Annotated in this window: 17 protein-coding genes, 1 other RNA gene and 1 pseudogene; 12 read left to right on the forward strand and 7 right to left on the reverse strand. The window is 33.6% G+C overall.

The window, feature by feature from the left end; translation table 11 throughout:
• Both HMPREF9018_RS00800 and HMPREF9018_RS00805 read left to right on the forward strand, forming a co-directional pair.
• A pseudogene (locus tag HMPREF9018_RS00800) lies at positions 1-330 on the forward strand (hypothetical protein); the annotation flags it as partial.
• 160 nt (positions 331-490) lie between these two features.
• Complete coding sequence (locus HMPREF9018_RS00805) at positions 491-2,440, forward strand: polysaccharide biosynthesis protein (protein WP_008446754.1); 1,950 nt, start codon at positions 491-493, stop codon at positions 2,438-2,440.
• A 125-nt stretch (positions 2,441-2,565) separates the two neighbouring features.
• Here HMPREF9018_RS00805 and HMPREF9018_RS00810 read toward each other — a convergent pair whose 3' ends face one another.
• Positions 2,566-3,171: a riboflavin synthase gene (locus tag HMPREF9018_RS00810; protein ID WP_008446753.1), complete on the reverse strand. Its 606-nt coding sequence runs from the start codon at positions 3,169-3,171 to the stop codon at positions 2,566-2,568.
• Between the two features lie 338 nt (positions 3,172-3,509).
• Here HMPREF9018_RS00810 and HMPREF9018_RS00815 point away from each other — a divergent pair, with 338 nt between their 5' ends.
• Positions 3,510-4,124 carry a DUF4738 domain-containing protein gene (locus HMPREF9018_RS00815; protein ID WP_008446799.1) on the forward strand — a complete coding sequence of 205 codons (615 nt, stop codon included), beginning with the start codon at positions 3,510-3,512 and terminating at the stop codon, positions 4,122-4,124.
• Between the two features lie 6 nt (positions 4,125-4,130).
• Here HMPREF9018_RS00815 and HMPREF9018_RS00820 read toward each other — a convergent pair whose 3' ends face one another.
• From HMPREF9018_RS00820 to HMPREF9018_RS00835, 4 genes are all read right to left on the reverse strand, one after another.
• Complete coding sequence (locus HMPREF9018_RS00820; RefSeq protein WP_008446806.1) at positions 4,131-5,867, reverse strand: LTA synthase family protein; 1,737 nt, start codon at positions 5,865-5,867, stop codon at positions 4,131-4,133.
• 92 nt (positions 5,868-5,959) lie between these two features.
• Positions 5,960-8,548, reverse strand: a complete 2,589-nt coding sequence (locus tag HMPREF9018_RS00825) for an endonuclease MutS2 (RefSeq protein ID WP_008446828.1) — start codon at positions 8,546-8,548, stop codon at positions 5,960-5,962.
• A 74-nt stretch (positions 8,549-8,622) separates the two neighbouring features.
• Positions 8,623-8,916, reverse strand: coding sequence for a glutaredoxin (locus HMPREF9018_RS00830; RefSeq protein ID WP_008446780.1), 294 nt, complete (start codon positions 8,914-8,916; stop codon positions 8,623-8,625).
• Between the two features lie 312 nt (positions 8,917-9,228).
• Complete coding sequence (locus HMPREF9018_RS00835) at positions 9,229-10,116, reverse strand: ATPase (RefSeq protein WP_008446784.1); 888 nt, start codon at positions 10,114-10,116, stop codon at positions 9,229-9,231.
• Between the two features lie 164 nt (positions 10,117-10,280).
• Between HMPREF9018_RS00835 and HMPREF9018_RS00840 the strand changes: the two genes are divergently transcribed.
• From HMPREF9018_RS00840 to HMPREF9018_RS00870, 7 genes are all read left to right on the forward strand, one after another.
• The gene (locus HMPREF9018_RS00840; protein ID WP_008446832.1) at positions 10,281-12,659 is read left to right on the forward strand and encodes a mechanosensitive ion channel family protein; all 2,379 of its coding nucleotides are present in this window, start codon (positions 10,281-10,283) and stop codon (positions 12,657-12,659) included.
• A 449-nt stretch (positions 12,660-13,108) separates the two neighbouring features.
• Complete coding sequence (locus tag HMPREF9018_RS00845) at positions 13,109-13,627, forward strand: YceD family protein (protein WP_008446770.1); 519 nt, start codon at positions 13,109-13,111, stop codon at positions 13,625-13,627.
• A 24-nt stretch (positions 13,628-13,651) separates the two neighbouring features.
• Positions 13,652-13,837: a 50S ribosomal protein L32 gene (rpmF, locus tag HMPREF9018_RS00850; RefSeq protein WP_008446760.1), complete on the forward strand. Its 186-nt coding sequence runs from the start codon at positions 13,652-13,654 to the stop codon at positions 13,835-13,837.
• Between the two features lie 3 nt (positions 13,838-13,840).
• The gene (locus tag HMPREF9018_RS00855) at positions 13,841-14,860 is read left to right on the forward strand and encodes a beta-ketoacyl-ACP synthase III (RefSeq protein ID WP_008446830.1); all 1,020 of its coding nucleotides are present in this window, start codon (positions 13,841-13,843) and stop codon (positions 14,858-14,860) included.
• A gap of 110 nt (positions 14,861-14,970) precedes the next feature.
• Complete coding sequence (gene era, locus HMPREF9018_RS00860; protein WP_008446820.1) at positions 14,971-15,852, forward strand: GTPase Era; 882 nt, start codon at positions 14,971-14,973, stop codon at positions 15,850-15,852.
• Between the two features lie 220 nt (positions 15,853-16,072).
• A complete protein-coding gene (gene der / locus HMPREF9018_RS00865; RefSeq protein WP_008446818.1) occupies positions 16,073-17,386 on the forward strand; it encodes a ribosome biogenesis GTPase Der in 1,314 nt (437 codons plus the stop codon).
• Between the two features lie 14 nt (positions 17,387-17,400).
• Positions 17,401-17,817 carry a hypothetical protein gene (locus tag HMPREF9018_RS00870; RefSeq protein WP_019035977.1) on the forward strand — a complete coding sequence of 139 codons (417 nt, stop codon included), beginning with the start codon at positions 17,401-17,403 and terminating at the stop codon, positions 17,815-17,817.
• A 190-nt stretch (positions 17,818-18,007) separates the two neighbouring features.
• On the opposite strand, the gene ssrA is transcribed toward HMPREF9018_RS00870, so the two are convergent.
• Positions 18,008-18,406, reverse strand: a transfer-messenger RNA (tmRNA) gene (gene ssrA, locus HMPREF9018_RS10545).
• Between the two features lie 155 nt (positions 18,407-18,561).
• The gene (gene cysK / locus HMPREF9018_RS00875) at positions 18,562-19,509 is read right to left on the reverse strand and encodes a cysteine synthase A (protein WP_008446808.1); all 948 of its coding nucleotides are present in this window, start codon (positions 19,507-19,509) and stop codon (positions 18,562-18,564) included.
• Positions 19,510-19,712: 203 nt separating this feature from the next.
• On the opposite strand from cysK, the gene HMPREF9018_RS00880 reads away from it, so the two are divergent.
• Both HMPREF9018_RS00880 and HMPREF9018_RS00885 read left to right on the forward strand, forming a co-directional pair.
• Positions 19,713-20,537 (forward strand): AAA family ATPase, encoded by an 825-nt coding sequence (locus HMPREF9018_RS00880; RefSeq protein WP_008446824.1) that lies wholly within the window; start codon positions 19,713-19,715, stop codon positions 20,535-20,537.
• A 16-nt stretch (positions 20,538-20,553) separates the two neighbouring features.
• Positions 20,554-21,555, forward strand: coding sequence for a DUF4435 domain-containing protein (locus tag HMPREF9018_RS00885; protein WP_008446759.1), 1,002 nt, complete (start codon positions 20,554-20,556; stop codon positions 21,553-21,555).
• The last annotated feature ends 2 nt before the right edge of the window (positions 21,556-21,557 follow it).

The raw sequence follows: 21,557 nt of genomic DNA on the forward strand, positions 1-21,557 counted from the left end.
TATGATGAAAATAAAGGAGTAGATAGAATTACTGGTAACTATCCAAGGCAAATAGGATTTTATGGAACGTTTACTAACAACCAACTAACCATTCAACGAATAAACCTATTCACATGGTCAAAAGAAGAAATGCTATGTTTTGCTAATGATGCTATAAAGGAAGGCTATCATGTTTTAGGGGGAGATAATTATCTAATGTTAGATGGTAATTTCGTATTAGAACCTAAAAGGATTAATAAAAGCAGCGGAACAAGCCATATCGTCATTAGCTTTATACACAAAAGTAATCTGTATGCTGGATTATATCATATACAAATGGACTTAAAATAATAAAAAACAAACAAACGTTTATTTGCTGTTTAAACAATTTTTAAATTAAAAGAATAATATTTAATCCTCATTTTTTAGTACCTTTGCCATATAAAATCATTATGATGTGGTTATTACATTAATGCTACCACACTTTTATAGAGTCAATTTATTTTGAAAAATGAAAGCTTTAAAGAAAATTTTTAATTGGTATTTTTCTGCAAATGCCTTGCCTTATTGGGTCATACTTATAATAGATGGTATAATATGTTACCTTTCTGGGCTTATAGTTTTTTGGTTATCTTGCCGCGGCAATTTTATAAGCCTAACAAATTTCAAAAGTATTTCGTGCTCTATAATTATTTATATGATATTTGTCCTTATAGGTATTAGAGCTTTTAAAACCTATTCTGGTATAGTAAGATATTCTTCTTTTGTAGATATTCGTAGAGTCTTCTTTGCTATATTACTATCTTTAATAATTGCTGAAGCTATGCATTATGTCATTTATAATTGGCGTTTTGCTGGTATAGAATTTTATCCAATGAATGGCAAGCAAATATTTGTGATGTATATACTTGCTATGATTGGTATGATATTATTTCGTGTTTTAGTAAAATCATTTTATGATACTATATATTCTAATAAAAATGGTATTCGTACACTTATCTATGGAATAAATAGCGGAGGTATAGGGTTAGCTAAAAATATTCGTGATGAGAGGCCACGACGTTTCATCTTAAAAGGTTTTATTTCTCATGACGACAAAATGAAAGGTCATGTTCTAATGGGAGAAAAAGTTTTTATTTACAATAAAAACTTTTCTAATATCATTAAAGAACTTAATATTCAAGCTGTACTTGTTTCACCTCTTCAAAATGATAGGTTTCGCAATGATGTAGCTCTACAAGATATTCTTCTGAATTTAGGTGTAAAGATTTACATGAGTTCAGACACACGTATATGGACTCCTGATGACGACTATTCTAATATAGATTTAAAAGAAATCAACATAGAAGACTTATTGCCTCGTACCCAAATTCAAGTAGACATGAACGCTATAGGTGCTTTGCTTAATGGCAAAAATATTATTATAACAGGATCAGCTGGTAGCATAGGGTCTGAAATGATACGCCAAATAGCAGTTTATAAACCTGCTAAACTTATATTAATAGACCAAGCAGAAACGCCTCAACATGATATACGTTTAATGATGCGCAATGATTATCCTGACATTGCAGCAGAAACTATAGTAACAAGTATTACTAACGAAGAGCGTATGGATAATATTTTTGCCAAGTATAAGCCACACTATCTTTTTCATGCAGCAGCCTACAAACATGTCCCTATGATGGAGGATAACCCATCTGAAAGCATATTAAATAATGTTCGTGGAACAAAAATCATAGCAGACCTTAGTGTTAAGTATGGTGTTAAAAAGTTTGTAATGATTTCTACTGATAAAGCTGTAAATCCTACTAATGTTATGGGCTGCTCTAAGCGTATTTGTGAAATTTATTGCCAAAGTCTTAATCAATACATTAATAAAAGCAAGGATAAAGAAAGTGCTACTCAATTTGTAACTACCCGCTTTGGCAATGTATTAGGCTCAAATGGTTCTGTTATTCCATTATTTGAGAAACAAATAAAAGAAGGCGGTCCTGTCACAGTTACAGATCCTAATATTATACGTTTCTTTATGTTAATTCCAGAGGCTTGCAAACTTGTATTAGAAGCTGGAGTACATGGTAAAGGAGGAGAGATATTTGTATTTGATATGGGTAAGCCTGTTAAAATATCAGATTTGGCAAAACGAATGATAAGCCTTTCAGGAGCTAAAAACATAAAAATAGAATACACAGGATTACGCGCTGGTGAAAAGCTATATGAAGAGGTTTTAAGTTCTACTGAAAACACATTGCCAAGTTTCCATAACAAAATTCGTATTGCAAAGGTACGCGAATATAGTTTTGCTGAAGTTGAGAAAGATATTAACGATTTAATTTCTATTGCTCATACTTATGATGATATGGCTATTGTAGCAAAGATGAAAGCTATAGTACCAGAATATATTAGTAAAAATAGTGTTTATTCTTCGCTCGACATTCCTTCTTCTGATATTAAAGCATAAATAAAATAATTTGCCATAAGCAGCCTTATATCTTATAAGCACTACTTATGGCAATTATTTTTATCTACGTTTTTTATATATATATTATAGTATTAATGATATAAAAAACAAATAAAAACGTTCACTTATTTTATTATAGATTGTAATCGAGCTATATACTTACCTAAAATGTCAAACTCTATATTTACAATAGTACCTACACCAATATATTTAAAATTAGTATTTTCTTTTGTATAAGGAATAATAGCTACAGTAAAAGTATTATCCGTAGGCTGACATACAGTAAGAGAAACTCCATTAACCGTTATAGAACCTTTATCAACGGTAAAATAACCACGCGCAGCCATAGCTTTATTAAAAGGATATTCAAATGTATAATAAGTACTACCATTAGCATCTTTTATATCAACACACGTAGCAGTTTCATCAACATGACCTTGAACTATATGTCCATCGAGCCTACCATTCATAATCATTGAACGTTCTACATTAACGCTATCTCCTACTTTTAATAAGCCTAAATTTGAGCGTTCTATTGTTTCCCTCATTGCTGTAACGGTATAGCGCTCTCCCTCAATACACACTACCGTAAGGCATACACCATTATGAGAAATGCTTTGATCAATGCCTAACTCATTAACAAAAGAACAAGTAAGAGTAAGATGTATATTTTCCTTTTCATGTTTAATGGCCACTATAGTTGCCATTTCTTCTATAATACCTGAAAACATAGTATAAAAAATTGTTTAGAAATATGTATAGTATAATTAAAACAAAATGTAAAAAGGAAAAAGAGCCGCATCGATGATATGATGAAAAGTCCGAGTATCAATGATAAGAGAGCTTCTTGCCTTTGTAATCCACTGGTCTTACGACTTTATCATTTCATGACATTTGTGGCCCGCCATTAACAAAAGAAGTCATCTCGGGTTTTTCTAATTTATTTGAAGACTATCCCAATCTATCGATACGACCCGTATTTTAATCCTTCAACAGTGCAAAGATAATATTTTTTTTATGAAGTCTGATTTTTTTTAAGTACTTTTGTCTCACAATAACACAAAATTTTATGAAACAGAAATATATTTTACTCACTGTGCTTGGGGTAGCACTCTTTTCGCTTACAGGTTGCAAAAAAGAAAAGCATACACATGACATTATAACAAAGATAGCTCCAAAACCTAAACTACCAAAAGGTCCTATTGAGCTACAAGGCTTTACTTATACTAAAAAAGTAGATTGGCTTGGTACGCAATACATCATTACCATTATTCGCAAAGCTGATAAAGGATTACCTTTAGCTTATGATGAAGACGGTAAAAAATATTATGATAATAAGATTATAATAAACATAAAGCGTGAAGATGGCACAAAGTTTTACCAAAAAGAATTTACAAAGAAAGATTTTATCCAATTTTCTGATGAACAATATGGTAAAAATGGAGCTTTGTTAGGTTTTATGTTCGACAGTGTATATCTTAAAACTTTACGTTTCGGAGCCAGCATTGGCTCGCCTGCTCCATCGAGCGATGAATATATTCCTATTGATATCGTAATAGACAACTTAGGACATCTATCCATGACAAAAGCACAAACATTAGATACAGACGGCGATCAACAGAAAGATAAAAATAATAGTAAAGCTACAGAAAAAGCCAAAGACACAGAAGAAGAAGGCGTGTAAAAACAATTATCTTTCTGCCAAATCATCATAAAGACATTGCAAATAAGCCTTACCCATATTATTGTAATGCCTAATATTTTTACCGCGCTTAAGAATCATCTTATTAGAAGTATTGTCATAAATAATCTTGCTTGTAGATGTTGCTATACCCCAAAGGTCAGGGAAAGTAAAGAAAGCGAAATGAGGACTCTCTGTGTCGAGTAAATCCTTAGAGAACAAAAACTCCTTATGAGATAAGCCTAACTGTGCAAGTAAGGTAGCTGCAATATCTTGCTGAGAACCATAAACACTAATACGCTGAGGCTTCTTAATAGATCCTCCTAACCAGATCATAGGTATCTGATAACGCTCAAGAGTAGAACTACTTATATCTTCAGGATAACAACCAAGATGATCTGGCACAAGGACGACAAGAGACTTGTTCCAACGACCACTTTTCTTTAAAAAATCTATAAATTTTCCTATACAATTGTCGGTATACGCAAAAGCGTTTAGCACCTTATCTTTCAAATGATGATATGGCACATCAAAAGGCTCATGCGAGCTACTCGTTTGTAACACCTGAAAAGTAAGTTGTTCGTCAGAAGGATTACGGTGCTTAATATCAGATATTAACTTATCAAATACATATCCATCAGGAACTCCCCACTTACTTAGACGATATTTTAAAGGAAAATCAACATCCGAAACAATATTTACAAAATCCTGACTTGTAAGATAAGAACGCATATTTGTGAAGTTAGCATCTCCTCCATAATAATATTTTAAACGATATTTTTGTTGCTTTAGAACACTGGATATAGATGGAAGCGTACCTGCTTTCTTTGTAAACTTCATAATACTTGTTGTAGGCTGAGCAGGATAACCACTCAAAACAGACACTACACCACGATCTGTTCTAAAACTATTTGCATAAAAATTATCAAAGAAAATGCCCTCTTTTTTTAATCTATTAAGACAAGGAGTCGCCTCTGTTTGCATTATCTTTATAGAGAAGCTCTCTAAAATAAAAATATAAATGTCTAACTTCTTCGATTTTAATAATGGTTTGGTATTTTTACTAACAGTACTTACCATAGTCTTAAAAATACTATCTGCCTTTTCTTTATCCATAAAACGATATTGAGAAGCAAAATCTTCTTCCTTACTATAACTCTCCATCAAACTAAAAAGAGGATTTACAGCCGCATGATTTAGCTTCATATTTGTACTGAAATATGCCTCACCTATATTCATTACCGACACCTTCACACCACCACGAATAGGAATTATTAGTACTCCCATAAATAACAAGACTACAAACGTTTGCCCCACTTTTTGCAAACTGTCTCTTACCTTAAAAATAGGAATTATACGTACAAAAAGCACATATATACCACTTGCCAAAACAAATACTATAACAAAACCTAAAACAACTCTCAACAAACTAACACTTGCAAAGGCATCAGAAGGTGAAGATATAAAATAAAAGAAAGGAGTAGTATCAAGAGGAAACTTCCAATATGGATAAAGAGCAAGATTAAGACAAAAAGATAACGAAAAAATTAATGAAAGAAAAGCTATCACTATACGCCATATCCATAGCATTATTTTACCTGAAAACCATACTGAAAAAACAGAAAGCAAGCAAGGCAACAATAAAAAATAACCTGCCATTGACATATCAAGCGAAATGCCATGCCACATCACCTGAAAATAATTAGTTATGCTACAATTTTTAAAAATACCATAATTAAATAACATAAAACATGGCTTTTGCAACACAAAAAGAAAAAGCCAAATAATATAATGTAAAATAAGACGTTTCAAGGATATTTATTTTTAAATTATAACATTTATATTTCTACTACAGTGATACCAGTACCACCAAACTGTATATGCTCATCACGGAATGATAACACATTAGGAATAGTCTGTAAATATTTACGAATCATTATGCGCAAAATACCATTTCCTTTGCCGTGAATAATACGAAAATGACCTCCTCCCACAAGAATAGCATCATCTATAAACTGCTGTACACGAAGAATAGCATCATCTGTTCTCATTCCCCGTACATCAATCTCCTGTCGAAAGTTATTACGATGTTCATCAATAGTATTGCGCGTTAGCTTGCTATAATGATAAGATTGCAACTCTTTTTGGTCTTTACCAGAAACAGAAGACGAAACTCTTTCGAGGCGATTGATAGCTATCGTAGAACGCATTCCTCCAAAAATAACCACAGCCTGCTTACCTTTAATAGTCTCTACCCTACCCTCTGTGGTAAGCCCTTTTATATGTACGGTTCTACCTATAGTAATTTCTTCGTCTGAACAAGGTCGCAAAACAGCTCCCTTAGTCCCACTTAAAGTAACATTCTGCTTAATATTTTTCTCTAAAAGATGTTGTTTATGACGCTCTTTACGGCTTTTAATACTGTCTGCTTTCTTTTGGAATTCATCATCAGTAAGTAGTCCATGAGCTTTAACCATAGAGGCTCCTTTTCTGTTATTTCTATCGTTCTTTACTACTGAAAGAGGTTCTTCTAAAAGATTAGCCTCATATTGCGCTAATTGCTCTCTAATACGCTTTGTCTCTTTCTTATCTGCTTGTTGCTCACGAATTTCCTTTATAACGTTTTCTATTAGTTTATTACTCTGACGAATAATCTCTTCGGCTTGCTTCTTAGCTTTATCAAGAATTTCCTTCTTACTCTTTTCTAATAGTGCTATATCCTTTTCATATTGCGTTATACGCTTTTCCAGTTCTTTTTCATGCGCATGTATTTCCTGTCGCTTACCTTCCCAATAACGCTTATCACGCACTATATCTTGCAAATACTTATCGCTTTGAATATAATCGGAACCAACTATCTTAGACGCATCTTTTATTACTTCCTCTGAAAGACCCGTTTTACGTGCTATCTCTATGGCAAATGAAGAGCCAGGACGCCCTGTTGACAACTGAAACAAAGGCTTCATCTCATGACGATCATAAAGCATAGCACCATTCATAACCCCTTTATGCACTTTAGCAAAATGCTTAAGATTCTGATAATGAGTAGTTATAACTGCCCATACCTTTTTCTTCCAAAACTGCTTTAATACTGCTTCCGCTATAGCACCACCTATCTGTGGCTCTGTACCTGTACCAAACTCATCTATAAGTATAAGTGTTCGTTCTGAAGATTGTCGCATCATCAGCTTCATATTCATTAGATGAGAAGAATAAGTACTAAGATCGTTTTCTATACTCTGCTCATCGCCTATATCTATCATAATATCATGAAAAACACCTACCTTAGACCTATCACCTATGGGAACAGATAAGCCACATTGCAACATATATTGTAACAGACCTACTGTCTTCAAACACACCGATTTACCACCAGCATTAGGACCTGAAATTATAAGTAAATGCCCCTCATCAGTAAGATGAATATCAAGAGGAACTATCTTCTCTTTACCCAATCTTTGCTCAAGGAGCGGATGATAAGCATGTATCCAATCAATAATAGGACTCTCGCTTACTTCAGGCTCATAGCTGTTAAAGATATTAGCCAGTTGAGCTTTAGCACGAATAAAATCTATCTGTCCTAACAGACTATAACTATCTAATATTTCTGAAACATAGGGACGTACATTATTAGCAAATTCCTTTAAAATACGCACTATCTCACGACGCTCCTCGTTTTTCAATTCACGCACTTTGTTGTTAGCTTCCACTACTTCTGCAGGCTCTATAAAGACGGTCTTACCCGTAGCACTCTCGTCATGAACAATGCCAGATAACCGTCGCTTAAGAGCCGGAGCCACTGGTATTACTAACCTACCATCGCGCATTGTAGGGACAACATCTTTGTCAACTAAGCCTTCTGCTTGCGATGTACGTAATATATTATATAATACTCCTGAAATACTTCTCTCTGTCTGTTCCAAATCTCTACGAATACGCAATAGCTCTGGAGATGCCGCGTCTCGCATCTTACCAAACCTATCTATAATCTGTGCTATTCTTTTAACAAGCAATGGAAATGTAGAAATGCCATCTACTAAATTATAAAGTGCTGGAAAAAGGTGTTTTTCTTCTCCACCCTCAGTAGAATTGCTACGACTTAAAAAAGCAACTATTGCTATAATAGTTTCTAAAGAGCGCTTCAGGTCAAACAGCTCTTCTATCTCCATCATAGTGCCTTCTAAACGTATACGTGATACGCTTTGGCGCATATCAAAGAAATAGCTTAGCGGAAATTCCTCATTACCTTTCTCTATACTTCTAAACTCACGTATCTCTGCCAACCATTTATTAATAATAGCAACATCTGTAGAAAACTCCATAGCCTCTACTTGTTCTTCTCCTAAAGGCGACAAGCAGCACGCACGGAGCTTTAAGCGAACCTCATGAAACCCTATCTTGTTCTCAAAATTATTAGGATAAATCATAACAGATGAATAATATATATTATAAATATATAGAAACAGATAGTTATCTTAATGCTATTATATAACATTACAACCTAACAGCCACTACCATTTAAGCTACACGAAGCACCTTTACTCTCTACATGAAGACCTACTTCTTCCGGATTAAACGTAATACTACCATCTTCTAAAACAAAACAAGGGATACAAACGTCATTTATCTTTTTTAATCTATCAAACTCTTTCCTACTATCTCTTAACTTAAGAAACTCTTTAAGATAACGCACATGCTCACCTATATTAATTACTTGAAACTTTGGATTTCCTGCCACAAGCTTATCAATAGCCTCGCAATCAGGACATGTTGGCATACTATATACTTTTATCATATTTTTTTTATCTCCTTTTTTATCTTTAGAATATACAAAGTTACAATTTCCACTTTAATCTATAATAGTATATGAAGAATATTTCACATCTTAAAAGTTTGTTTTGCTACTTATTTCACATAAGATATGTATGATATGTTAAAATCTTATCTTATAAATATTTTTTATAACTTTAAGAAACACCTCTGTTTGGAATTATAAAAACAATTTATTACCTTTGTATTGTTATCCTGAATACAATCTTTTTGCCTTAAAAAGCTAATACCTATTGAAATGAATGCCCCATAGCTGTGAAGCTAAGGGCATTTTTTTTCATCTATCTAAATGATATTTTATTAATCCATCTATAGGTGCTGCTAATACATTTGTCAAATTATAACCATACTTTTCAGCACATTCCCTTAAAATCTTCTCAAACACTTTTCCTATACTCCCAACTACTGCTATGTTATAGTCCTTACTTTTTTCATAACGCATGATATTATTTTCAAAAAAAGCATTAAAATTTTGCTGCACAATATCATGTAAACCAAATTCATACAAATATTTGGCTATAAATTTAGATATATTTGCAAGATACCTGTTAGGTAATGTTTTATTATAAACGCGTTCTATTATTTCAGAGTAAGTTTGATGTGTTTCTTCTAAAAAAACATCTTTTATCTTTGAGGAAAGTTTCTCTTTAAAAAGAGCATTTAAAAAAAGTTTTCCTAATGCTGCCCCACTTCCTTCATCACCAAGAATAAAACCTAATGGAGGAATATTCTTAACTATTTTATATCCGTCATATATCCCTGTGTTTGAGCCTGTTCCCATTATACAGATAAGACCTGGCAGCTTACCACAAGCCGCACGTGCAGCTCCAAGCAAATCGGTTGCAACGTTTATCTCTCTATCTATATTTTGCATAAAAGGATATGTAAACGACTCCTTTATAGCAAGTTCTAATATAATAGCTTTATCGCCAGTACAACCTGCACCATAAAAATAAACCTCATCAATATCACTTATCTCATTGCTAAATTTGCAAAATAATTCGTTTTGCAAAATACTTACTATTTCTTCTTTTCCCTGATAAAAAGGATTTATACCTTGTGTCTTAAAACGAACACAAGTCATATCTTTTGCTTTATAATCTATAGTTTTAGGACATAAAGCCCAATCGGTCTTTGTACTACCGCTATCGGCTATTAATATCATATTATCTGAATTTTAGACACAAAGCTACACATTTTTTTTTATTTTGCTATATTACCTTTTGCAAAACGGCATTTTGTTGTTAAAATAAAAAATATTTTCAAAATAGAAAGACTAAAAATAATACTTTGCTTACCTTTGCAACTTACTTAAAACCACATTCAGTTATGCTAAGACGTTTATATATTCTTTGCTTTTTTATAACACTACTATGTTTGCCCTCTAAGGCTGTATTACAGGAGGATTCTTTAAAAAATTCGCTATCTGTACTTCGCCATGAGCTTATCAACGAACATTTAGAGCTAACAAAGCAGCTAAACACATCTAAAATATTTAATGAACGCGTCATAAGTCAGCTTAAAGAGTTTGGAGATATGTCGTCACAAGTTTCACTGATGTTATATTCTCAAAGTAATGATAATATCTTTGACCTTACTTATGCTTGCCAAAAAGCCATAGACCTTTGGCAAAATTTCCAAATACAAACTCACCCTTTCCATGAGGTTGTTATAAAAAGCAATGAAGATATTGCCCGCTACGACTCTCTTATAAATGTACTTAGTACAATGTACACCTTTAATATGGATAAACACATGAAGATAGATCGTAATGTGTGCCTTACTCTTGCAACAAGCAATAGAAGAATGCTCATCGAACGCAACGACTCTTATCGCGAATTTATACAATATTATGACTACAATAAAGGACAATTACAATCACTTGAAACTTATGCACAGAAACGTTATTCTGAAATACAAGCAAGCATTTTTACAAGTAATGGACAAAACTATATCAAATTCTTAAGTACCTTTACCTACAAGCTTTCACAGCTCAAAAACAACTTACTCGAAAAGTATACCCCACAAAATATGGTATACTCTCAATGGGACGTAAGACGAATAAGTATGTTCTTGCTTTCTTTAGTCTTATATGGTATAATTATATTTATCCTCAATCTTCTATTTATAAAATATATCCTTACACGTCTCTTTAATCTTAAACGTTTCAAATCACTACAAGAAGGGTTTCTAACAAGAAGACGCGACATACTTATAACATCTACTTTAATATTTTTTGGTGTTATACTGCTAATCGTACGCTTTTTAGCAACTAATGATTTAGTATACATGGCAAGTGGCTTGTTATTAGAATTTATCTGGCTAACTGCAGTCATCTTTGGCTCACTACTACTACGCGTAAGATCAAAAGAAGTAAGATATACTAACAGGCTTTACTTCCCGGTCATGCTCGTTAGTGGTGTTGTTATTATCTACCGCATAACTTTTATGCCCAGTGCGTTAGTTATTTTTTCTTTCCCCATTATCCTTGCTATTGCTACACTTTGGCAAGCTACCTTACTTTATAGATACCATTCTCATGTTTCTAACAAAGATCTTTATTTAGCATATACATCACAAGCAGTCTTTGTATTTGCTCTTTGTTGCTCATGGATAGGATATTCTTTCTTAGCAGTACAATGTATTATATGGTGGATGATGCAGCAAACATGTATTCTTACATTAACTTGCTTTCGCAATTATCTTGACATATACAGAGAAAAATACGATTCTAAAAACGTTCCTGTGCAAAAAAGATGGGCTTTACGCTTTATATATTATGTCATTTTACCTATAGCTTTAATTATTTCTTTCATCGTGTCTATACTATGGGCTGCTGATGTTTTCAATCTGGGCGAAATTTCAAAACATCTATTTAATGTAAACTTTATTAATGGCTCTAATTTTAAAGTAAGTTTCTATTCTCTTGCCATAGTAGCATCGTTGTGGTTTTTATTCAACTACATTAATAAAACAATATGCGATGGTGTTAGGCTATATCTTGAAATAAAATATCCTACCTCCGCTTCCTCACGCAGTGTTATGCTTATAAACGTAGTGCAAGTAATTGTATGGGGTGGCTGGCTACTTATTTCCCTAAACATTCTTGAAATAAGCAGTACGTGGATAGTTGTCGTATCTGGTGGTTTGTCTACAGGTATCGGGTTTGCTATGAAAGATATACTTGAAAATATTTATTATGGTATATCTTTAATGGCAGGGCGTATTAAGATAGGCGACTATATTATATGCGATGGCATACGCGGACGAGTTAGCTCCATTAGTTACACATCTACCCTACTTGAAGCCACAGATGGCTCAATTATAGCTTTCCAAAATTCTCAATTATTTACGAAAAGCTATAAAAACATGACAAAAAATCATGGGTATGAATTAGATGGTATGCAGGTGGGCATTGCTTATGGCTCTAACTTAAAAGAGGTTAAAAAGCTACTTATAGATGCTATTTCCAAACTACCTTGTGTCCGCAAAAATAAGCCTGCAGTTGTGGGAGTTAAAAGTTTTGATGATAGCTCAATAACTCTACAAATCTATGTTTGGGTTAGCGTACTTACACATTTTGCTGCCGACAGTATGGTTATGGAATGTATATATGAAACGCTCAATGCTAACAACATAGAAATACCATTCCCACAACGTGAGATTACTATTAAAAAAATTTCTGAAGAGCCTAATGTCAATGACTAATAAGCTATTTTATTAACAAATACAACACGTTGACAAAACCATAAATATTCACTCACTAAAAAAAAGCATATACATATATAAATTAAAACATAGTAGGTCTTTATAGGATAATAACCACATTAATCTTAATAATAAGTAATATTTTAGTCCTTAAAAATCACTTATTCTACTGTAAAAAGAAGCTATTTAAACAAAAAAACAACATCTATGCATGGCAAAAATAAATTATTTTTGATTGCTTTTTAACCTATTTTTGTTATAAAAATAGGTTATTTTTAATAGCTATACTTATCCTTTTTATAGTAAAACAGCCTGCTTTTTCACTATAAAACATAAGCGTATTATGCCCTTTTAGTATTTATCTGACTATAAATGCAAGATTATTTGATAGTTTTTTCTTATTTATTTATTTATAATCACAAAAATATTCGTAACTTTGCAAACCGATTATGGATTTACGAGACCTCAAAATCAATTTAAAGGCACTGAGAGATGGACTTACTAAGCTCTCTTTCGACCTTGACGATACTTATTTCGCTTCGTTTGAGGCAGATGAGGTAAGAGGTGGTTGCGTGCATGTGGATATTGATATAACCCGTGTAAAAGAGGATTTTTTTTCCATTGAGGTGCATGAGAAAGGTAATGTTGTAATTAGTTGTGATATTTGCTTAGACTCGATGAATCAGTCAATTGAAGTAAAAGAGCATCTAGATATAACCTTTGGAGATAAAACCTCAGAAGAGGATAGTCTTATAGTGGTAAACGATAAGAACGGTATATTTGATTTTACCTGGATCCTTTACGAATTGTTAGTACTCGACATTCCTATCAGACATGTACATGCAAAAGGAGAATGTAATCCTGTTATGGTAAAAAAACTTGAAGAGTATTCTTCAGTTTGCAATGATAAGAAAACTGATAGATCTATAGACCCACGATGGGAATCTCTATTAAAATTAAAGAAATAAGAATATATTAAATTAAAAGAAATTATGGCACATCCTAAAAGAAGACAGTCAAAGACTCGTACACTTAAAAGAAGAACTCATGATAAGGCAGTAGCACCTACATTGGCAGTATGTCCTAATTGCAGTGCTTATTATGTATATCACACAGTATGCCCTACGTGTGGTTATTACCGCGGTAAGGTAGCTATTGTGAAGGAAGCAGCTGAATAAAGCATGGAAAATATAAATGCGATCATAACGGGTGTTGCTGGCTATGTGCCCGACTATGTCCTCAACAATGAGGAATTGTCTCGCATGGTAGATACCAGCGACGAATGGATAACTACCCGTACAGGTATCAAAGAACGACGTATCCTTACGGAAGAAGGGCTTGGTACTTCATATATGGCTCGCAAGGCAGCAAAACTTTTGGTAAAGAAAACAGGTGTCGATTTAGATACTATAGATGCACTTATTGTTGCAACAACAACACCAGATTACATTCATCCTTCTACAGCATCAATAGTACTGGGCAAATTAGGACTAAAGAATGCCTATGCTTTTGATTTCTCTGCAGCTTGCTGTGGGTTCATGTATGCTTTAGACGTTGCTTGTAATATGATACAGAGCGGACGTCATAAGCGCATCATTGTAATCGGTGCCGATAAGATGTCAGCTATTACCGATTATTCAGATCGGCAGACCTGCGCTTTATTTGGCGATGGTGCTGGTGCTGTTATGGTAGAAGGTACTACAGAAGAAGGTGTAGGTTTAATCGATTCATATCATCGAACTGATGGCAAAGGACTTCCTTTTCTTCACGTTAAAGGTGGAGGGTCTGTAAGTCCGGCTTCTCAATTCACCGTAGACCACCGCTTACATTATACTTACCAAGAGGGACGTACTGTTTTCCGCTATGCTGTAACAGCTATGGGAGACGATTGTACTACCTTGTTAGAACGTAACAATCTTACTAAGGACGATATTGATTATGTTGTTTGTCATCAAGCTAATCTTCGTATTATAGAAGCTGTTGCAAAGCGAATCAATATGCCTATGGAAAAGGTTTTGGTTAATATCCAACGCTATGGCAATACCAGTGCAGCTTGTATGCCATTAGTTTTATGGGATTTTGAATCGCAGCTAAAAAAGGGGGATAATATTCTCTTTACTGCGTTTGGAGCAGGTTTCGTTAACGGAGCTTCACTATATAAGTGGGCATACGATGGCTCAACTAAAGCTGAAAAGAAGTAAGTATATAAATAGTTTGAATATAATTTACTTTTAAACGCATCTTTCTTATTTTTTATAAGTTAGGTGCGTTTAAAAGTAAAAATAAATAGTAGAATTTCGTTTTTTTTATTATGCATAAAGCTGGTTTTGTAAATATCGTTGGCAACCCTAATGTAGGAAAGAGCACTCTTATGAATCAATTGGTTGGCGAAAAGCTTAGCATTGCTACTTTTAAGGCTCAAACTACTCGCCATCGCATCATGGGTATTGTAAACACTGATAATGCTCAGATTGTTTTTTCTGACACCCCTGGAGTGCTTAAACCTAATTATAAGATGCAGGAAATGATGTTACAATTTTCCGAATCGGCATTAGCTGATGCTGATATTTTACTTTATGTTACCGATGTGGTGGAAGATCCTAAGAAAAATATAGATTTCTTAGATAAGGTTTCGAAGATGCAAATACCTGTTATTCTACTTATTAATAAGATAGATGAGAGCGATCAGCAAAGACTGGTTATGCTGGTAGATATTTGGCATAGTCTTTTACCAAATGCAGAAATATTACCTATTTCGGCACAAAACAAATTTGGCACAGATATTCTCCTCAAACGTATTTATGAACTATTACCTGAAAGTCCTGCTTTTTTTGATAAAGATCAGCTAACAGATAAGCCTGCAAAATTTTTTGTATCAGAGATTATTCGTGAAAAGATACTTCGTTATTATGATAAAGAAGTACCTTATTCTGTAGAGGTGGTTGTAGATTCTTTTAAAGAAAATGAACAACAGATACATATTGGAGCTATCATCTATGTAGAACGTAATAGTCAGAAAGGTATTATTATAGGACATCAAGGACATGCATTAAAGAAAGTTTCTACAGAGGCTCGTAAGAGCTTAGAGAGATTCTTTAACAAGAAAATTTTCATGGAAATATTTGTAAAAGTAGATAAAGACTGGCGTAATTCACAAAAGGAACTAAACAACTTTGGGTATAATCCTGAGTAAATTTATAAAACTCTTTTTCATATTCAAAAGAAGTTATAATCATCTAAGACTTATTTTTATAAAATTTTCCAAGTAAAAGCTATAACTAATATTAGATAGAGCTTACTTTCGCAAAGTGCGAGAGCTGAGGAATGGTCATCCTTAGCTATATAATTAAAGGTGAATGACCTCACCTTAGCCTCTTTTAGAAATAAGAGAAGGGATAAGACTCATTAAGAGAATGGCAAATTTAGTAGCAATTGTTGGTCGCCCAAATGTAGGCAAATCAACGCTTTTTAATAGATTAACAAAGACGCGTCATGCCATTGTGAGCGATGTGGCAGGTACAACTCGTGACCGTCAGTATGGTAAATGCTTATGGAATGGACGTGAGTTTTCAGTAGTCGATACAGGTGGTTGGGTAGTAAAATCTGATGATATTTTTGAAGATGCTATTCGGCAGCAGGTTCTTGTGGCTACAGAAGAGGCAGACATAGTACTCTTTTTAGTAGACACCGAAACAGGTATAACCGATTGGGACGAGGACGTTGCTCTTATTTTGCGTCGCACAAATTTACCAGTATTATTGGTTGCTAACAAAGTAGATAATATGGGAGAATATTATACTTCCGCAGAGTTTTACAAGCTTGGTTTGGGTGATCCTATCTGTATTAGTGCACAAACAGGTAGCGGTACAGGCGATTTGTTAGATATTCTTCTTGAAAAGATGACTGACGTTCAAGAAGAAGAGGTTGATGATGATATACCACGCTTTGCCGTAGTGGGGCGTCCTAACGCAGGAAAGTCGAGTCTTATAAATTCTTTTATTGGAGAAGAACGTAATATTGTAACAGAAATAGCAGGTACAACACGCGACAGTATATATACTCGATATAATAAGTTTGGATTCGATTTCTATCTTGTAGATACCGCAGGCATACGCCGTAAAAACAAGGTGAGTGAAGATTTAGAGTTTTATTCTGTTATGCGCTCTATTCGCAGCATTGAAAATTCTGATGTATGCATACTTATGATTGATGCCACTCGTGGTATTGAATCTCAAGATATGAATATCTTTCAACTCATTCAACGCAATAATAAAAGCCTTGTCGTAGTAGTAAATAAATGGGATTTAGTGCAAGATAAAAATCAAAAGGTAATAGATACTTTTGTTAATGCCATTCGTTGTCGTATGGCTCCTTTTGTAGATTTCCCCATCATATTTGCATCAGCATTAACCAAGCAGCGTATTTTTAAAGTATTAGAAACTGCTAAAGAGGTATATAAAAACAGAAAGATACATATTGGAACAAACAAGCTTAACGAGGTTATGTTACCTATTATAGAAGGTACACCGCCACAGTCGGTTAAAGGAAAGTTTATAAAAATAAAGTATTGTTCTCAACTTCCTAACACACAGATACCATCTTTCGTTTTCTATGCAAACTTACCTCAGTATATAAAAGAGCAGTACCGTCGTTTCTTAGAAAATCAGATTCGTGCTAACTGGAACTTACATGGGTGCCCTATTAATATTTTTATTCGTCAGAAATAATTAAAAAGATAAATATGTATAGGCGTCATAACATAATTTTCTTTATAGCAGCACTATTCCTCACTATGCTTACAAATTGTGGAACAAACAACAATAAAGCATCTAAATATGAGCAAGAAGCTGCTCATAAAGCACAATATTATTATGAACAACTGCTTAAAGGACATTATACTTATTGTATAAAAGGAGAATTCCGTTCGCAACATTTGCCAGTATCATACCAAAAACAATTAAAACTAAATTTAGAAAAGTTTTCAAAAGCACGTTTTAAAGATCAAGCAAAAATAGATTCCATTACTATTTCTAATACTTCTGCTTTAACTAAAGATAGCATAGTTAATGTTTATCTTGTTTTACATCGTGCTAATAAAACTAAAGATCAAATAATTGCTCGTATGATAAAATATAAAAACAGATGGCTAATGTTATAAAAAGAAGTATTGCTATCCTTTTATAAAGGCTTTAAAGCAATATTATTATGTTGCTTTTAACTTTAATAGGCTGTAACGTTTCTATATAGCTTCGTTTATCCATTTTAATGCTCAACACATATTATAATATTCCAAAAGAGAATGTAAAAAAGGTTGATAGATGCGCAAAGTAACTATCAACCTTCTCTTTTAGTGGACTTGCGGAGACTCGAACTCCGGTCCGCACAAGGAAACCATATGCTTTCTACATGCTTATTTCAGCCTTTGGTTTTCGAGCATTGGCAAGACCTGAACCACCAACCAATGCCTTATCCTCTTAATTTCATCTTTGCAGCGAGGACTTACAAAAACTATTTCCGATTACCTGCACCGCTGAACCCTCAGATTCGGAACAACATCCTTGGAGCGATGTCTCGTCCAGCTATCTAATAGCCGGATAAAGCCAATAACCTACTATACTTCGATTAGGCAGCGAGAGCGTAATTGTTTTCGCCAATTAATTCTTTGACCACTCTGATTTAGGAGGTAGCCGCCGAGCCTCCGCATGCTTACATACCATTCCGTCTTGCCGTCAAATCCATACAAGCCCTTAGTATGTTTTACAAAGGTATATATAATATATTAAATCTGCATAATTTATACGACATTTTACAGTTTCTTTACATATACATATAAGTAGCTAAAGGGCATTCATCAAGCATAATTTTACTTAATTTTATCTTATATAGCTGGCAATTATTCATATTAAAGAGGATATTCCTCAAAAGCATAAAGGACTGTAGAAAGATAACGTTCGCCCGTATCGGGTAACAAAGTAACAATAGTTTTATCCTTATTTTCAGGGCGTTTAGCAATTTCACAAGCAGCAAAAGCTGCTGCTCCTGATGATATTCCTACCAAAAGCCCCTCGTGCTTGGCTAACTGACGACTTGTAAGAATGGCATGATCATTACTTACTTTAAATATTTCGTCTACAAGATTACCACTATATATCTTAGGTATAAAACCTGCTCCTATACCTTGTATTTTATGTGAACCACTATGCCCACCGCTTAATACTGGAGAATCTTCTGGTTCTACAGCAACTATTTTCACTTTAGAGTTTTGCTCTTTAAGATATTTTGCTACCCCACTTATTGTGCCACCTGTTCCAACACCAGCTACAAAGATGTCTATTTTTCCGTCTACATCATTCCATATTTCTGGCCCTGTTGTAAGATAATGAACCTCAGGGTTTGCCAAATTCTCAAACTGTTGCAGTATAATACTATCAGAAGTAGCTTTATGTAATTCCTCTGCAGCCTTAATAGCCCCTTTCATACCATCTATTCCACGTGTTAATTTTACTACAGCTCCATATGCTTTCAATAGATTACGACGTTCTATACTCATCGTTTCTGGCATAGTAAGAATGAGTTTATAACCTTTCACTGCAGATATTAAAGCTAATCCCACACCTGTATTGCCACTGGTAGGCTCTATTATAGTTCCACCTGGTTTCAAAAGACCTTTCCGCTCTGCATCTTCTATCATTGCCAAGGCGATACGATCCTTTACACTACCACCAGGATTAAAATATTCTACCTTTGCTATTATAGGCTTTTTAAGTCCCTCTAATAGAGAATACTTTGACAATTCTACAAGCGGAGTGTTACCAACAAGGTCTGTTAATCGTTTTGCTATCTTTTCCATAATGTTATATTTATCATATTAAATACTTATTTTGAGATACAAAGGTAGAATGTTTTTATTATATATAAAATACCTCATATATGGTATTTTTTATAATACTATTTATATATAAAATACCATTACTTATAAGAAGAATAGTTAAAAATTTGGGATAATACAAACTTTTCCTTATTTTTGCTCATAGACCTAAAAACAAAATAATTATGCAAATATATGCCGACTACATCAAAGAAATAGATATAGACCACCTTTGGAGCGGTACACATCATATCCTTTGGAAATTACATCGTAAGGTAAATGTCCTTAGTGGTGTTAATGGCATGGGAAAAAGTACTATTATAAATAAGGTGGTAAAAGGACTTTCACATAAAGAGCATTTATTAAATCAAATGCCATCTAACGTAAAATTAAAAGTCAGTCCAGACAATGCTACCACTGTGAGATATGATGTTATTAGATCCTTTGATCGTCCTTTAATAAGCTCTAATGGTATTATACCTAAAGTAGACGTAAATTTAACTACTGAATTAGACTGGCAACTATTTCAGTTACAACGCAAATATTTAGACTATCAGGTAAATATTGGGAACAGAATCATTTCTATCTTACAATCTGGGGATACTGACGCTGCACAGAAAGCTCAAAAAGAATCTATGCCAAAAAAGCTTTTCCAAGACTTAATAGATGATCTTTTTACTGACACTGGAAAGACTATAGTTAGAACAGAAAACGAGATAAGGTTTATGCTATCTAATGAAATATTATATCCATACCAGCTTTCAAGTGGAGAGAAACAAATCCTTGTAATCCTATTAACAGTACTAATAGAAGACAATTTGCCTTATGTCCTCTTTATGGACGAGCCTGAAGTTAGTCTGCATATAGAGTGGCAGAAACGATTAGTAGATATGATTTTAGAACTTAATCCAAACGTACAGATAATCCTTGTAACACATAGCCCTGCCGTCATAATGAATGGCTGGATGGATAAAGTAACTGAAATGAGTGATATTATTCAAACAGAATAACAATATAATAAAAACTATGGGGAAGAGATTAAATGAGCAGATTTCTTCGGCATATATTCAAGCTGCTAACAAACTAAATGGGCAAGAAAAAAGAAAAAGGATTGTAGTATATGTAGAATCATATGATGATATTTTCTTTTGGCGCATGGTGCTCACAAGATTTGAGAATGATAAACGTTACTTTGAAGTTATGCTACCTTCAAAGGAAATGGTATTAAAAAGAGGGAAGAAATCTGTACTTATGAATATAGTATCTAAGCAAGCTGGCGAAAATATGATAGCTTGCGTAGATGCTGATTATGATTATCTCTTACAAGGGGCTACAGAAACATCAGAAGAAGTATGTTATAACCCATATGTACTACACACATATGCTTATGCCATAGAAAACTTACAATGCTATGCAGAAAGCTTGCATGATGTATGTGTGGCTGTAACTTTAAACGACCATCATTTATTCGATTTCCCTACATTCTTACATACTTACAGTCAAATCATATTCCCTTTATTTGTATGGAATGTATGGGCTTACCGTACAGGAAGGTTTAAAGAATTCTCTTTAACTGATTTTGATTTTATTATAGATATAAGCAGATTCTCTATAGAAACTCCTAACAACTGCTTAAACAAATTAAGACACAAAGTAAAACAAAAAATCAAGACTTTACAAAAACATTATCCTAATGCTAAAGAAAGCTATTTGAGAATAAAACATGATATATTAAATCTTGGCGTTAATCAAAATGAAACATATCTATATATACAAGGACATCACTTATTTGATAGAATAATAGTACCTATTATGAAACAATTATGTGATCAACTTATAAGAGAGCGTGAACGTGAAATTAATCAAACAGCCTTACATGATACACAACGTAGGAATGAGTTATCTAGTTATAACCACAGCCTAAAAGATATTATCCCAATGCTACGACGTAATATCGGCTATATGATTTCAACACCTTATAAACGCTTAAATGCTGATGTTGAGAAATTATTAACACAGAAATATTAATG

Origin of the sequence: Prevotella amnii CRIS 21A-A (assembly GCF_000177355.1) — a bacterium.
In the GTDB taxonomy this organism is placed as follows: domain Bacteria; phylum Bacteroidota; class Bacteroidia; order Bacteroidales; family Bacteroidaceae; genus Prevotella; species Prevotella amnii.